Source organism: Falsirhodobacter xinxiangensis (assembly GCF_004959935.1).
GTDB lineage: Bacteria > Pseudomonadota > Alphaproteobacteria > Rhodobacterales > Rhodobacteraceae > Falsirhodobacter > Falsirhodobacter xinxiangensis.
This window is the reverse complement of record NZ_SMYN01000006.1, coordinates 168,286-182,711: the sequence shown is the minus strand read 5'-3', so window position 1 is coordinate 182,711 and position 14,426 is coordinate 168,286. Positions and strand designations below refer to the sequence as shown.

Below are 14,426 nucleotides of genomic sequence, written 5' to 3'. Positions count from 1 at the left end.
AAACAGGATTGACCCCATGACCACGACGAAACACCGCATCGAGACCTTCGGCCCCCAGCACCTGGCGGGTGCGCTGCGCCTGTCGCAGCAGGCGGGCTGGCCGCACCGGGCCGAGGATTGGGCGCTGACGCTGTCCGTCTCGGACGGGGTCGTGGCGCTGGATGGCGAGGTCGTGGTCGGCACCGCGCTTTGCTCGTGCTTCGGGGATGTCGCGACGCTCAGCATGATCATCGTGGACGCGTCGATGCGTGGACGGGGATTGGGTCGCGAATTGATGGCGGCGGTTATGGACCGCGCAGGCCCGCGCGCGATGCGGCTGGTTGCCACCACCGACGGTCTGCCGCTGTATGAGAAGCTGGGCTTCGTCGCCACCGGCACCATCGCGCAGCATCAGGGGATCGCACTGACCGCAACGCCGGAACAGGCGGTGACGGAGGGCGAGCCCGATCCGGCGCTCGACCTTGCCGCCAGTGGCATGGACCGGACGAACCTTCTGGCCCGGATGGGGGGCGTGGGGCTTCGCACGACCGGCGGCTTTACCGTCCTGCGCGATTTTGGGCGAGGGCGGCTGGTCGGCCCCATCGTCGCCTCGAACGACGCTTCCGCCCGCGCCTTGCTGGCCGAAGCGGCGCGGCGCTGTGCGGGCGGTTTCCTGCGCGTGGACCTTGCGCGCGGGCTTTCGGATTTCGCCGCCTCGCTCGGCCTTGCGCATGTCGGGGGCGGTATCGCGATGACGCGCGGCGCGCGCCCCGCTGTGCCATCGGATTTCAAGACATACGCCCTCGTATCGCAAGCCTTGGGCTGAACGGAGTTTTCCATGCTTTCCAACTCACTCGTCGAACTCGACCGCCGCCATCTGGTCCATCCGGTCTCGTCCTTTCGCGGGCACGAGGCGCGGGGGGTGCGGGTGCTGTCCTCGGCAAAGGGCGCCATCGTCACGGATGCCGAAGGACGCCAGCTGATCGACGGTTTCGCTGGGCTGTGGTGCGTGAACGCGGGCTATGGCCATGAAAGCATCGTTGAGGCTGCGGCAGAACAGATGCGCCGTCTGCCCTATGCCACCGGCTATTTCGATCTGGGGGCCGAGGCGCCGATCCGTCTGGCCGCTGCGCTGGCGGAACGCAGCCCCGGCGATCTGAACCACATCTACTTCACGCTGGGCGGTTCGGACGCGGTGGACAGCACGATCCGCTTCATCCGCTATTACTGGCACGCCAAGGGGCAGCCGGGGCGCGATCAGTTCATCTCGGTCCAGCAGGGATATCACGGATCGACCACGATGGGCGCGGGGCTGACGGCGCTGCCGGGGTTCCATGACGGCTTCGGCGTGCCTTACGATTGGCAGCACAAGATTTCGTCGCACTACGCCTATCGCAACCCGAACGCCGACATCACCGCCGCCTCGGTCGCGGAACTGCGCGCCAAGATCGAGGCGATCGGGCCGGACCGCGTCGCCGCCTTCTATATCGAACCGATCCAGGGGTCGGGCGGTGTTCTGGTGCCGCCGAAGGGCTGGGTCAAGGCGATGGCCGATGTCTGCGCCGAATACGGCGTGCTGGTCGTGGCCGACGAGGTCATCACCGGTTTCGGCCGCACCGGCCCCCTGTTCGCAAGCGACGACGAAGGGATCGTGCCCGACCTGATGACCACGGCCAAGGGGCTGACTTCGGGCTATGTGCCGATGGGCGCGGTGTTCATGCGCGACCATGTCTATGAAACCATTGCCGAAGGGGCGGGGGGCAAGGCGGTGGGGCATGGTTTCACCTATTCTGCGCATCCGGTTTCTGCCGCCGTCGCGCTGGAGGTTCTGGCGCTTTACGAGGGCGGGCTGCTGGAAAACGGGCGCCGTGCAGGTGCGCGTCTGCAAGCGGGCCTTGCGACGCTGCGCGATCACCCGCTGGTGGGCGACGTGCGGGGCCGGGGGATGCTGGCGGCGGTCGAACTGGTGACGGACAAGGACGCCAAGACCCCGCTGCCCGCCGCCGTCCAGCCCGCAACGCGCCTGTTCGACCGCGCGTGGGAGCAGGGGCTGATCGTGCGGTCCTTCCCGCAGGGCATCTTCGGCTATGCCCCGCCTCTGTGCTGCACGGATGACGAGATCGACCAGATCGTCGCCCGCACCCGCCGCGTGTTGGACCTGACGCTGGACGATCCCGAAATCCGCGCGGTCCTGCGCGGATGACGCTTCTGCTGATCTCCCTGCCCGAACGGGCGGCGGTCTGGTCGCGTGTCTTTGCCGAGGCGGGGGAGCCGATCCTGCTGGACGACTCCGACCCCGAGGCGGTGACCGAGATTGCCTGCTGGACCCCGCCCGACCTTGCGCGGTTCCCAAACCTGCGGGCGGTGATCTGTGTCGGGGCGGGAACGGATCACATGCCGCCCATGCCGGACCGGGTCGTTCTGTCCCGCACGCTTGCGCCGGGGATCGAGGCGATGGTCCGCGATTGGACGGTGATGGCCGTGCTGGCAATGCACCGCGACCTGCCGCTTTATCTGGAACGGGCCTCGCGCGGGGAATGGGCCGGACATGGCGCGGCGCTTGCCCGCACGCGCCGCGTGGGGATCATGGGCATGGGCCGCATCGGTCGGCTTGTCGCGCAGGGCCTCTCCTCCCTCGGCTTTCCCGTCGCGGGGTGGAGCCGGTCAGGCGATCCGGTGGACGGGGTGGAGGTTTTCACCGACCTTGGCGCCTTCCTTGCGCGCACCGACATCGTCGTCTGCCTTCTGCCGCTGACCGATCAGACGCGGGGGATGATGGACGATGCGTTCTTCGCCGCCCTGCCGAAGGGGGCGCGGCTGGTTCATGCCGGGCGGGGTGCGCAGCTGGATATGGACGCGCTGCGCCGGGCATTGGGCGTGACGCTGGATTTCGCGATGCTGGACGTGACGAACCCCGAGCCGCTGCCGCCCGGTCATTGGGCATGGGCAGATCCGCGCGTGATCGTGACGCCGCATATCGCTGCGGTCACCGATGCGGTCGAAGGGGCCGAGCATGCGCTGGCCGTCCTGCGCGCGCTGCGGAATGGCGCGCCCGTGCCGGGGGCGGTGGACAGGGCGCGCGGCTACTGATGCCGCGCCCCGGCTGAATACGAAACAATCTGCTGCTGGCCTGCCGGGTTTCGGCAACTCCCAAGCGCGGAACAAGGCGAACCTGATCGTCAAGGGAAGGCCCGGCGATCCAGAACAGAAAGGACTGCCCGATATGGCGACCGATACCGCCGCAAAGCCGCTCGACCGTTTCGCCTACGTCTCGTTCGACGTGGTCGGCACGCTGATCGATTTCGAAGGCGCGATCACCGGGGGGCTGGCGAAGATTGCTGCCGATGCCGGGATGACCGTCGATGCCGAACAGGCACTGACCCATTACCGCGCCGCCCGCTACGAAGACGGCGCGGCACGGTTTCCCGACGATCTGGGCCGCTGCTATGGCCGCATCGCCGCCGCACTGGGCCTGCCCGACACGCCCGCGAACCGCCAGTTCATGATCGACGCGGTGGGTGAGGCGAAACCCTTTCCCGACAGCGTCGAGGCGATGGCCCGGCTGAAGACCCATTACCGGCTGATCGCGATGACCAATGCCCGCCGCTGGGCGTTCGAAAAATACGAGCAGAAGCTGGGCAACCCCTTCTGGGCATCCTTCACCACCGACGATACGGGCACCGAAAAGCCCGACCCCGCCTTCTTCCATCAGGTTTTCGATTTCGTCGCCCAGCAGGGCGGCACGAAAGACGACATCCTGCACACCGCGCAAAGCCAGCATCACGACATCGGCATCTCGCGCGAGCTTGGGATGACCAACGCCTGGATTCAGCGCCGCCATGCGCAGGACGGATACGGGGGCACCATCGAACCTGCGGCCTTCACCAAGCCGGACTACCACTACCACGCGCTGGCCGAACTGGCCGATGCGGCGGACGAAGCGTTCAAGTGACTTTCAAGGCCCGGAGGCGGTCGCCAGAACCGCCGGGCACTTCCAACAGGGGAATGCGATGAAAGACTACAGACCGAACAACTGGACGGGCCGTGACGACGCGATGGTCGAGGCCGCCATCCGCAGGGGTGCCTCGCGGCGCGACCTGCTGAAGATGCTGATGGCATCCGGAGTTGCGATGGGTGCGGGCGGCAGTCTGCTGCTGCGCGCCGGTGCCGCCGTGGCACAGACGCCGGTGACGGGCGGGCACCTGAAGGGCGCGGGCTGGTCGGCTTCGACCGCCGATACGCTGGACCCGGCCAAGGCGTCGCTTTCGACCGATTACGTCCGCTGCTGCGCCTTCTACAACCGCCTGACCTTCCTGGACGAGAAGGGCACGGCACAGATGGAACTGGCCGAAAGCATCGAGACGAGCGATGCGCTGACATGGCAGGTGAAGCTGAAGCCGGGTGTGACCTTCCATGACGGCAAATCGCTGACCGCCGCCGATGTCGTCTATTCCATGAAGCGCCACACCGATCCCGCCGTGGGGTCCAAGGCCGCGACCATCGCGAAACAGATCGCCGAAGTGTCGGCGGTGGATGATCTGACCGTGAAATTCGTGCTGGCCGCGGCCAATGCCGACCTTCCGGTGATCCTGTCGCTGCACCATTTCATGATCGTGGCGGAAGGCACCACCGACTTCACCAAGGCCAACGGCACCGGCGCCTTCGTATGCGAGACGTTCGAGCCCGGCGTGCGCTCCATCGGCACGAAGAACGCGAATTACTTCAAGGGGCAGGGGCCTTACCTCGACAGCTTCGAATATTTCGCCATTTCGGACAACAATGCCCGCGTCAATGCGGTGCTGTCGGGCGACATCCACATGGGCGCCTCGATCAACCCGCGTTCGATGCGGATGCTGGAAGGGCAAAGCCACGTACAGACTTCGGTCACGACCTCGGGGAACTATACCAACCTCAACATCCGTCTGGACATGGACCCCGGCACCAAGGCCGGCTTCGTCGAGGGGATGAAATACCTGATGAACCGCGACGCCATCGTGAACGGCGTGCTGCGCGGTCTTGGCACGGTGGGGAACGATCAGCCGGTCTCGGCCATGGACCGCTATCACAATCCGAACATCGCGCCGCGCGCATACGATCCCGAACGCGCGAAATCGCTGTTCGAAAAGGCGGGCGTTCTGGGGCAGGCGATTCCGATCGTGACCTCCGACGCGCCGACCTCGGCGGTGGACATGGCGATGGTCGTCCAGCAGGCCGGGTCCGAGGCGGGCATGCCCTTCGATGTGCAGCGCGTTCCGGCGGATGGCTACTGGTCGAACTACTGGCTGAAATCGGCGATCCATTTCGGCAACATCAACCCGCGCCCGACGCCCGACATCCTGTTCTCGCTGCTTTACGCATCGGACGCGCCGTGGAACGAAAGCCAGTATAAATCCGAGAAGTTCGATTCGATGCTGGTCGAGGCGCGTGGCGCGCTGGACGACAACCTGCGCAAGGACATCTATTGGGAGATGCAGGAGATGGTCGCGAACGAGGCCGGCACCCTCATCCCCGCCTATATCTCCAACGTCGATGCGCTTTCGTCCAAGCTGAAGGGTCTGGCCCCCAACCCGCTGGGCGGGCAGATGGGTTATGCCTTCGCCGAATACGTCTGGCTGGAAGCCTGACATCCCGGCCCCCGCATCGGCGGGGGCTTCCCGCCAAAGGAGGTGTCCGATGCTGCGTTCGGCGACCACATGGCTGCTCGTGGGGCAGCGTCTCGGCATTGCCGCGATCACTTTGCTGATCGTGTCCTTCGCCGTCTTCTTCGCGACCGAGCTGCTGCCCGGCGACGTGGCCGAGATCCTTCTGGGTCAGGCCGCAACGCCCGAGGCCGTGGCCGGACTTCGCACCGCAATGGGCCTGGACGAGCCTGCGATCTGGCGGTTCCTGTCCTGGCTGCGCGGGCTGTTCACCGGCGATCTGGGCATGTCCTATGTCAACAATGTGCAGGTGTCGGACATGCTGGCGGGGCGACTTGCCAATTCGCTGCGGCTGGCCGGGATCGTCACGGTCATCTGCGTGCCGGTGGCGTTGGCCTTGGGCATCGCATCGGCCATGTGGCGCGGATCGTGGCTGGACCGGATCGTATCTGTGCTGACGATCTCGGTCATCTCGGTGCCTGAATTCATGGTGGCAACGCTGGCCGTGCTGATCTTCGCCGTCTGGCTGGGCTGGCTGCCGGCCCTGTCCTTCGGGGTCGAGGTGGACAGCCTTGGCGCGATGCTGCGCGCCTATGCGATGCCGGTCATCACGCTGTCCTTCGTCGTGGCGGCGCAGATGATCCGCATGACCCGCGCTGCGGTGATCGAGACTGTGAACACACCCTATGTCGAAATGGCGCTGCTGAAAGGCGCCTCGCGGCGCCGGATGGTCTTGGGCCATGCGCTGCCCAACGCGCTCGGCCCCATCGCCAATGCGGTGGCGCTGTCGCTGTCTTACCTCGTCGGCGGGGTCATCATCGTGGAGACGGTCTTCAACTATCCCGGCGTGGCAAAGCTGATGGTCGATGCCGTGTCCACGCGCGATCTGCCACTGATCCAAAGCTGCGCGATGATCTTCTGCATCAGCTATCTGCTGCTGATCACCATTGCGGACGTTGTTGCCCTTCTTTCCAATCCGAGGTTGCGCCGTTGATGTCCCTGTCCCTTCGCATTCCCACCCCCGCGCGCCTTGGCTATTCCTTCAACTGGACGGGCCGTATCGGGCTGGCGATCATTCTGTTCTGGGCGGTGATCGCCTTCATCGGGCCATGGCTTGCCCCCTATCCGCCGGGCGAGATGGTGGACTGGGACTATTTCGGCGGGATGAGCGGGCAATACTGGATGGGCACCGACTATCTGGGCCGGGACATTCTTTCGCGCGTGTTGATGGGCGCGCGCTATACCGTCGGGATCGCGCTGGCTTCGGTGGTGCTGGCCTGCGCGGGCGGGGTGCTGCTGGGCATGATCGCGGGGGTCGTCGGCGGCTGGTTCGACACGCTGCTGTCGCGGCTTCTGGATGCGTTCAACGGCATCCCGTCGCTGTTGTTCGGTCTGGTCGTGGTGGCAGCGGTCGGATCGTCGATCCCGGTGCTGATCGCGACGCTTGCGGCGATCTATCTGCCCGGATCGTATCGTTTCGCCCGTGCGCTGGCGGTCAACGTCAACACGATGGATTTCGTGACGGTGGCGCGGGCGCGGGGCGAAGGCTTCGCCTATCTGATCCTGCGCGAGATCTTTCCGAACATCCTTGGCCCGGTCCTGGCGGATCTGGGGCTGCGCTTCGTCTTCATCGTGCTGGTGCTGTCGGGCCTGTCCTTCCTTGGGATCGGCGTGCAGCCGCCCCATGCAGACTGGGGCGCATTGGTGCGCGAGAACATCGAGGGGCTGTCGCTGGGCGCCCCAGCCGTCGTGTTCCCAAGCGTCGCCATCGCCTCGCTGACCATTTCGGTGAACCTGTTCATCGACAACCTGCCCACCCGTATCCGTGATCGGAGCGAATGATGACCGAAGCCCTCGTTTCCGTTCGCGACCTTCGCATCGGCGCCGTTACCGATTCCGGGCGGCAGGTCCAGATCATCGGCGGCGTCAGCTTCGACATCGCCCCCGGAGAGATCGTGGCCCTGATCGGCGAAAGCGGGTCGGGCAAGACCACCATCGCGCTATCGCTGATGGGCCATACCCGCACCGGCTGCGCCATCACCGGCGGCACGATCCGCCTTGGCCGCCATGACGTGACCGGCATGCGCGAGGCCCGCCGTGCGGCGCTGCGCGGGACCGAGGTGTCCTATGTGCCGCAATCGGCGGCGGCGGCGTTCAACCCGTCGAAACGCATCATGGATCAGGTGGTCGAAGTGACCGAGATCCACCGCCTGATGCCCCGCGATCAGGCCGAGGCGAAGGCGCGCGATCTGTTCCGCGCGCTGGCCTTGCCGAACCCCGACACCATCGGCGCGCGCTATCCCCACCAGGTTTCGGGCGGGCAGTTGCAGCGGCTTTCGGCGGCGATGGCGCTGATCGGCGATCCGTCGCTGGTGATCTTCGACGAGCCGACGACCGCGCTGGACGTGACCACCCAGATCGAGGTGCTGCGTGCCTTTCGCGCCGTCATGGACAAAAGCGCGATGGCCGGCGTCTATGTCAGCCACGACCTTGCCGTCGTCGCCCAGATCGCCGACCGCATCATCGTGCTGAAGGGCGGCGAGATTCAGGAGGAAGGCACGACCGAGCAGATCCTGAACGCGCCGACCCACCCCTATACCCGCCAGCTTCTGGATGCGTTCGAGCCGGTGCCGCATGTGCCCGCCGCCAGCCCCGGCGGGACCATTCTGGAGGTTCGGGGTCTTTTCGCGGGCTATGGCGCGGTGCGCAACGGCGAGCCTGCGGCGAAGATCCTCGACGATGTCAGCTTCAGGCTGGAACGGGGGCGCAACCTTGGGGTCATCGGGGAATCCGGTTCCGGCAAATCCACGCTGGCGCGGGCCATCGCGGGCATCCTTCCCGCCTATCGCGGCAAGGTGCGGTTCGACGGCACTGACCTGCATCCCGACCTTGCCCATCGCAGCAAGGACCAGCTTCGCCGTGCGCAGATCGTGTTCCAGCTTGCCGATACCGCCTTGAACCCGGCGCAATCGGTCGGCGCGATCCTTGCCCGCCCGCTGACCTTCTATCATGGCACCAAGGGGGCCGCGCGCGACCGGCGCGTGATCGAGCTTCTGGACATGGTCCACCTGCCCGCCGCCCTGCGCCACCGTCTGCCGTCGGAGCTTTCGGGCGGCCAGAAGCAGCGGGTCAACCTTGCCCGCGCATTGGCGGCCGAGCCGGAGTTGATCCTGTGCGACGAGATCACATCCGCGCTGGATACCGTCGTGGCGGCCGCGATCCTCGATCTGCTGAAGGAGCTGCAACGCGAACTGCATCTGAGCTACATGTTCATCAGCCACGATCTTTCGACTGTGGAGGCGATCTGCGACGAGGTTCTGGTGATGCTGAAGGGCAAGGTGGTCGAGGCCCTGCCCGCAACCGGGATGCGCGACGCAACGCATCCCTATTCGCGCTTGCTCATCTCCTCGATCCCGCAGCTTGACACCGGCTGGCTGAAAGGGCTGGAGCAGGACCCCGAGCTTATGGCGCAGTTCATGCGGCGCTGATCAGCGCGCCTCCAGCACCCGTTCGATCAGGTCCAGCGTCGCGCTGGCCCGGACGGTGTTGGGGTAGTTCCGGTTCGCCAGCACGACGACGCCGATGTTTTCCGACGGGACCATGGCGACATAGGACCCGAAGCCATTCGTCGCCCCGGTCTTGTTCAGGAAGACCGGACCCTCCGCCGGACCCGAGCGTCGCTCCATCGGTTGCTGTTTCAACGCCATGTCCGACGAATTGCCCGCCTCGATCCGCGCAGGGTCCACCGGCCACGGATAGACCTCCCAGATCATCGCCTGCCCGAACTGCGCGGTGTCGAATCCCGGCACCTGCGTCCGCGCCAGCGCCGCCGCGATTTCGGGATCGAGGTCGAGATTGCCGAGTTGCGCATCGACGAAACGCGTCATGTCCAGAATGCTGGATTTGATGCCATAGGCTTCGGCGTCCAGCATTCCCGGATTGACCCGCACCGGGCTGTCGTCGGTGCGGGAATAGCCGAAGGCATACCGCCCCGCCGCATCATCGGGAACGGTCACGAAGGTGCTGTCCAGCCCAAGACCCGGCAACAACTGCGCCTTCAGCGCCTCCTCGTATGTCCCGCCGAAGGTCTCGCCCGCGATCCGGCCCAGAAGCCCGATGCTCACGTTGGAATAGGACCGCAGGCCCCCTTCGCTGGGCTGCCATTCCGTCAGATACCGCAGAAGCGCCGCATCGTCCGCGATCCCGTCCGGCACCTGAAGCGGAAGGCCATCCGTCGCATGTGCCGCCAGATCGTCAAGCGTGATCCGGTCGAACGCGCCGCCCGCCAGCGCCGGGATGCGGGTGGACACCGCGTCATCCAGAGACAGCAGGCCCTTTTCCTCGGCCAGTGCCGCCAGCGCGACGTTGAACAGCTTGCTGTTCGATCCAAGCTCGAACAGCGTGTCCTCGTCCACCGCGCGTGCGGTGGCGCGATCCGCAAGGCCGTCGGTGAAGAAGAACTGCTTGCCATCCAGCGTGACGCCGACCGCAAGGCCGGGGATGTCGTATTCCTCGATCACCGGGCGAAAGACCTGTTCTGGGATGTCCGCAATCTGCCGTCCGGTGGGGGTTTGCGCATGGGCGGGGGCCGCAAGGGCCACCGTCGCGAAAAGAATGCCAAGCCTGCTCATCTATCTTCCTTGCCTGCGTGACCCGATTCCGGGTTCTCCATGGCGGCAAGGGTATGCAGGGCGGGGCGTGGGATCAAACCGATCTCCACGCCGCCTTTGCGTCAATGCAAGCCGAATTCGCGCAGCAAGGCTTCGCGTTGGCGCACGAAGGCAGGGCTGGTGCGGTCGCGCGGGCGCGGCAGGTTCGTTTCGATCAGGCGGGGGGTGCCATCCCCTTTGGGCAGGACCAGAACCTGATCGGCAAGATAGATCGCCTCCTCCAGATCATGGGTCACGACGATCATAGTGACCTTTTCCTCGCACCAGATCCGGACCAGTTCCTCCTGCATCACCAGCCGGGTCATGGCATCCAGCGCGCCGAAGGGTTCGTCCAGCAGCAGGATGCGTGGCTGCACCGTCAGCGCGCGGGCGATGCCGACGCGCTGGGCCATTCCGCCCGAAAGCTGACGCGGCCAGACGCCCGCGAAATCCGACAGCCCGACCAGGCGGATGTAGTGGCGCGCGCGCTCCAGCGCCTCGGTCCGCGGCGTGCCGCGCACCTCCAGACCGAAGGCGACGTTGTCCAGCACGGTCAGCCAGGGCAGCAGGCGCGGTTCCTGAAAGATCACCGCTCGTTCCGTGCCGACGCCCCGGACGGGGGTGCCGTCGATGGTGACGCCGCCCAGGTCGGGGTCCTCCAGCCCCGCCAGAATGCGCAGAAGCGTCGTCTTGCCCGACCCGCTGGCGCCGACGATGGCAAGGCTGCTGCCGCCCTCGATGTCAAGGTTGATGCCGTTCAGGACGCTGAGCTGCCTGCCCGGCAGCGCATATCCCTTGGACAGGTTCCGCAGGCTGAGCCCGCCGCTTTGCAAGCTGGTCATCGGATCGCCCCCTCAGTTGGTCGTGGTGCCGTCCTGCGGCACGTAAAGCAGGTCGGCGGCAGTGAATTTGCCGTCCTCAAGGCTGCCGTCGCGTTCCAGCACCTCGATCCAGAAGTCCAGATCGCGCGGGATCGCGTGGCCGCCTTCGCGCAGACCGAAACCGCGGAAGTGCTGGGCGATCTCGGGGTTCTCGCCGCGTTCCTCCAGCAGCTTGGCGAAGACCTCGCGCGCCTCGTCAGGGTTCTGGCGCGCCCAGTCGGCGGCGCGGGCGGCTTCCTCGACGAAGTGGCGCGCGGCTTCGGGATGGTCGTCGATGAAATCGCGGCGCAGGGTCACGAAGCCGCCCGCAATTTCGCCCAGCACGTCGAAATCGCCGAAGATGGCGCGAAGCCCGCCATTGCCGCGCGCCACGCCTTCGAACGTGGTCTGCCAATATCCGAAGGCGGCGATATCCACCTGATCCGAACGGAGGGTCTGTTCAAGCTGCGGCCCCGGCACCGTGATCAGGTTCGCGGCATCCTGCGGCAGACCCTTCTGGTGCAGCGCCTCGCGCACGGCATAATCCAGATGCGCGCCCAGCGTGTTCACGGCGATGGTCTTGCCGGCGATATCTTCGATGCTGCGGATCGGGCTGTCCTCGGGGACATAGAAGATGCTTTGCACATCCTGGCTGATCCCGTTGGTCGGATAGGCGGCGACGAAATCGTTGCCCCCGGCGATGGAGTTGATGATCGCCGCCGTTGCCGCCGACCCCAGATCGACACTGCCCGAGGCAAGCGCGAACAGCGATTCCGGCCCGCCCGAGGCATAGCCGATATTCTCGATCTCGATGCCATAGGGGTCGTAATAGCCAAGCGCGTCGGCCAGTTCATGCGGCGACAGCCCGCCATGGCTGGCAAGATAGCGGAAGGTGACGGGGTCCTCGGCCAGCGACGGGGTGGCGAATGCGAGGGCAAGGAGGAAGGGGCGGAGATACATCGGAAAAATCCTTGGAAATGGGGGTCAGTTCGTGGGGTCGGACCAGCGGCACAGCCGCCGTTGAAGCGTGACCAGCAGCGCGTTGGCCAACAGGCCAAGGCCCGCCAGCAGGAAGATCGCGGCAAACATCAGCGGGATCTGGAAGTTGTATTGGGCGTTCATCACCTGAAACCCGACGCCCTTGTTCGCGCCGATCATCTCGGACGCGATCAGCAGCAGAAGCGCGGTCGTCGCCGACAGACGAAGCCCGATGAAGATCGCGGGCAGGGCGGCGGGCAGGATCACGCGGCGGAAGACGGCAAGGCGGGATGCGCCGTAGCTGCGGGCCATCTCGATCAGCTTTGCATCCACTTCCTTCACGCCGCCGGTGGTGGCCAGCAGGATCGGGAACAGGGTCGCCCAGAAGATGACGAAGACCTTCGACGCCTCGCCCAATCCCAGCAGCAGGATGAACACCGGGTAAAGCGCCAGCGCCGAGGTTTGGCGAAACAGTTGCAGGATCGGGTCCAGCGCCTGTTCCACAAGCCGGATCTGCCCCATCAGCAGCCCAAGCGGAATGCCGATGGCGATGGCGGCGGCATAGGCCGTGCCCGCGCGTTGCAGGCTGATCGCGATATCGTCCAGAAGTGCCCCGGTCCAAAGGCCCTTCCACAGTGCCGCCGCGATGGCATCCGGCGGTGGGAAGACGGCGGGGCTCACCCAGCCTGCCTTGCTGGCCACCTGCCAAAGAACCAGAAACGCGGCCAGCAGCCCGTATCGGCGCAGAATTGCGAGGACGGGCAGCCGCGGCAGGGTCAGATTGCGCGTCGCGGTGCGGGGAATGTCGGGAAAGCTCATGTCGTCACTCCGCCGCGTGGGGCAGGCGAAGGGCCCAGCGGTTTTCGGGGCGCGGCAGACCAAGGTTCTCGCGCAGGGTGCGACCCTCATAGCGGGTGCGGAACAGGCCGCGCCGTTGCAGCTCGGGCACGACCAAATCGACGAAATCGTCCAGCGCAGTGGGCAGCCATGGCGGCAGGATGTTGAATCCGTCAGCGGCCTGAAGGGTGAACCAATCCTCCAGCTGGTCCGCGATCTGGGTGGCCGAACCGACGATCGTGTAATGCCCGCGCGCCGTGGCGATCCATTGGTAAAGCTGACGGATGGTGAAGCCATTTTCGTCCGCGATCTGGCGGATCAGGACTTGCCGGCTCTTGTTCCCTTCGGTCGGTGGGCTGGGCGGCAGGGGGCCGTCAAGCGGATGGCCCGTCAGGTCCAGCGTGCCGCCCGTAAGTGTGTTCAGCAGGGCGATCCCGTCTTCGGGCAGGATCAATTCGGTCAGGCGGGCGTATTTCTCCTTCGCCTCCTCCTCGGTCCGGCCGATGAAGGGGGCGACGCCGGGCATGATCAGCACATGGTCCGGGTTGCGCCCCGCCTTTGCCGCCCGATCCTTGATGTCGGAATAGAAGTCCTGCGCCGAGGCGAGGGTCTGATGCGCGGTGAAGATCACTTCGGCGGTTTCTGCCGCAAGCTGGCGTCCGTCTTCGGAGCTTCCGGCCTGAACCACGACCGGATGGCCCTGCACCGGGCGCGGCGTGTTCAGCGGGCCCAGCACCTGGAAATGTTCGCCGCGGTGGTCGATCTCGTGATATTTCGTGCGGTCGAAGAAACGTCCGCTGTCCTTGTCGCGCAGGAAGGCGTCGTCCTCCCAGCTGTCCCAAAGCTGGCGCACCACATCCACATGTTCGCGCGCGCGGGCATAGCGGGTGGCATGGGGAAGCTGTTCGTCGCGGTTGAAGTTGCGCGCCGTGTCATCCCCGGTCGAGGTGACGACGTTCCACCCGGCCCGCCCGCCCGAGATCAGGTCAAGCGAGGCGAACTTGCGCGCGACGGTGTATGGCTCCTCATAGGTGGTCGATCCGGTCGCGATGAAACCCAGATGTTTCGTCAGCGGAGCAAGCGCCGAGAACAGCGTCAGCGGCTCGAACCCGACGACCTTGGCATTGCCGCCCTCGATCCCGCCGAATTTTGCCGAAAGTCCGTCCGCAAGGAAATAGGCGTCGAACAGGCCACGTTCCGCCGTCTGGGCAAGCTGCACGTGGAAATTGAAATCCGTTGCACCGTTTGCGGGCGAGTCCGGGTGGCGCCATGCCGCGATATGCTGGCCACCGCCGGGCAGGAAGGCGCCCAGCTTGATTTGTCGTGTCATGTCTTTTCTCCGCGCAATGGGAAACCGTGCGGCGGGACGCTGTTTTGCCGCCGTCTTTCGGAAAATCTTGGGGGAACTGGAACTCCGCCTCAGGCGGTCATCATCCGCCGACAGCGAAGGGTGGTGCCGATGTTCATCGCAATCCCTATCTTGA

At 65.8% G+C, this 14,426-nt stretch carries 13 protein-coding genes; 8 read left to right on the top strand and 5 right to left on the bottom strand.

Annotated elements, in window-relative coordinates; genetic code table 11:
- Window positions 1-16: 16 nt before the first annotated feature.
- The 8 genes from E2K76_RS09820 (at window position 17) to E2K76_RS09785 (ending at window position 9,106) form a co-directional block, all read left to right on the top strand.
- A complete protein-coding gene (locus E2K76_RS09820) occupies window positions 17-805 on the top strand; it encodes a GNAT family N-acetyltransferase (RefSeq protein WP_136684122.1) in 789 nt (262 codons plus the stop codon).
- A gap of 12 nt (window positions 806-817) precedes the next feature.
- Window positions 818-2,182 carry an aspartate aminotransferase family protein gene (locus E2K76_RS09815; RefSeq protein ID WP_136684121.1) on the top strand — a complete coding sequence of 455 codons (1,365 nt, stop codon included), beginning with the start codon at window positions 818-820 and terminating at the stop codon, window positions 2,180-2,182.
- The gene (locus E2K76_RS09810; protein WP_136684120.1) at window positions 2,179-3,069 is read left to right on the top strand and encodes a 2-hydroxyacid dehydrogenase; all 891 of its coding nucleotides are present in this window, start codon (window positions 2,179-2,181) and stop codon (window positions 3,067-3,069) included. Before E2K76_RS09815 ends, E2K76_RS09810 begins: the two co-directional genes overlap by 4 nt.
- Window positions 3,070-3,202: 133 nt before the next feature.
- The gene (locus E2K76_RS09805) at window positions 3,203-3,931 is read left to right on the top strand and encodes an HAD-IA family hydrolase (protein ID WP_136684119.1); all 729 of its coding nucleotides are present in this window, start codon (window positions 3,203-3,205) and stop codon (window positions 3,929-3,931) included.
- Window positions 3,932-3,989: 58 nt separating this feature from the next.
- Entirely contained in the window at window positions 3,990-5,603 is a 1,614-nt protein-coding gene (locus E2K76_RS09800) for an ABC transporter substrate-binding protein (RefSeq protein WP_136684118.1), read from the top strand.
- A 49-nt stretch (window positions 5,604-5,652) separates the two neighbouring features.
- On the top strand, window positions 5,653-6,612 hold the full coding sequence (locus E2K76_RS09795; protein WP_136684117.1) for an ABC transporter permease: 960 nt from the start codon (window positions 5,653-5,655) through the stop codon (window positions 6,610-6,612).
- Window positions 6,612-7,460 (top strand): ABC transporter permease, encoded by an 849-nt coding sequence (locus tag E2K76_RS09790; RefSeq protein ID WP_136684116.1) that lies wholly within the window; start codon window positions 6,612-6,614, stop codon window positions 7,458-7,460. The genes E2K76_RS09795 and E2K76_RS09790 overlap by 1 nt, the downstream gene beginning before the upstream one ends.
- Window positions 7,460-9,106, top strand: coding sequence for an ABC transporter ATP-binding protein (locus E2K76_RS09785; protein WP_136684115.1), 1,647 nt, complete (start codon window positions 7,460-7,462; stop codon window positions 9,104-9,106). Before E2K76_RS09790 ends, E2K76_RS09785 begins: the two co-directional genes overlap by 1 nt.
- Here E2K76_RS09785 and E2K76_RS09780 read toward each other — a convergent pair whose 3' ends face one another.
- From E2K76_RS09780 to E2K76_RS09760, 5 genes are all read right to left on the bottom strand, one after another.
- Window positions 9,107-10,249, bottom strand: a complete 1,143-nt coding sequence (locus E2K76_RS09780; protein WP_136684114.1) for a serine hydrolase — start codon at window positions 10,247-10,249, stop codon at window positions 9,107-9,109.
- Window positions 10,250-10,350: 101 nt separating this feature from the next.
- Window positions 10,351-11,109, bottom strand: coding sequence for an ABC transporter ATP-binding protein (locus E2K76_RS09775; RefSeq protein ID WP_136684113.1), 759 nt, complete (start codon window positions 11,107-11,109; stop codon window positions 10,351-10,353).
- A 12-nt stretch (window positions 11,110-11,121) separates the two neighbouring features.
- On the bottom strand, window positions 11,122-12,087 hold the full coding sequence (locus E2K76_RS09770) for an ABC transporter substrate-binding protein (RefSeq protein ID WP_136684112.1): 966 nt from the start codon (window positions 12,085-12,087) through the stop codon (window positions 11,122-11,124).
- 24 nt (window positions 12,088-12,111) lie between these two features.
- Entirely contained in the window at window positions 12,112-12,924 is an 813-nt protein-coding gene (locus tag E2K76_RS09765) for an ABC transporter permease (RefSeq protein ID WP_136684111.1), read from the bottom strand.
- Between the two features lie 4 nt (window positions 12,925-12,928).
- Complete coding sequence (locus E2K76_RS09760) at window positions 12,929-14,272, bottom strand: LLM class flavin-dependent oxidoreductase (RefSeq protein WP_136684110.1); 1,344 nt, start codon at window positions 14,270-14,272, stop codon at window positions 12,929-12,931.
- Between the last annotated feature and the right edge of the window lie 154 nt (window positions 14,273-14,426).

Excerpts from the sequence above, each read along its gene's own strand:
- E2K76_RS09775 (WP_136684113.1), bottom strand. The coding sequence starts at position 11,109 with ATGACCAGCTTGCAAAGCGGCGGGCTCAGCCTGCGGAACCTGTCCAAG.
- E2K76_RS09780 (WP_136684114.1), bottom strand. The coding sequence starts at position 10,249 with ATGAGCAGGCTTGGCATTCTTTTCGCGACGGTGGCCCTTGCGGCCCCC.
- E2K76_RS09795 (WP_136684117.1), top strand. The coding sequence starts at position 5,653 with ATGCTGCGTTCGGCGACCACATGGCTGCTCGTGGGGCAGCGTCTCGGC.
- E2K76_RS09810 (WP_136684120.1), top strand. The coding sequence starts at position 2,179 with ATGACGCTTCTGCTGATCTCCCTGCCCGAACGGGCGGCGGTCTGGTCG.
- E2K76_RS09815 (WP_136684121.1), top strand. The coding sequence starts at position 818 with ATGCTTTCCAACTCACTCGTCGAACTCGACCGCCGCCATCTGGTCCAT.
- E2K76_RS09800 (WP_136684118.1), top strand. The coding sequence starts at position 3,990 with ATGAAAGACTACAGACCGAACAACTGGACGGGCCGTGACGACGCGATG.
- E2K76_RS09785 (WP_136684115.1), top strand. The coding sequence starts at position 7,460 with ATGACCGAAGCCCTCGTTTCCGTTCGCGACCTTCGCATCGGCGCCGTT.
- E2K76_RS09770 (WP_136684112.1), bottom strand. The coding sequence starts at position 12,087 with ATGTATCTCCGCCCCTTCCTCCTTGCCCTCGCATTCGCCACCCCGTCG.
- E2K76_RS09805 (WP_136684119.1), top strand. The coding sequence starts at position 3,203 with ATGGCGACCGATACCGCCGCAAAGCCGCTCGACCGTTTCGCCTACGTC.
- E2K76_RS09765 (WP_136684111.1), bottom strand. The coding sequence starts at position 12,924 with ATGAGCTTTCCCGACATTCCCCGCACCGCGACGCGCAATCTGACCCTG.
- E2K76_RS09790 (WP_136684116.1), top strand. The coding sequence starts at position 6,612 with ATGTCCCTGTCCCTTCGCATTCCCACCCCCGCGCGCCTTGGCTATTCC.
- E2K76_RS09820 (WP_136684122.1), top strand. The coding sequence starts at position 17 with ATGACCACGACGAAACACCGCATCGAGACCTTCGGCCCCCAGCACCTG.
- E2K76_RS09760 (WP_136684110.1), bottom strand. The coding sequence starts at position 14,272 with ATGACACGACAAATCAAGCTGGGCGCCTTCCTGCCCGGCGGTGGCCAG.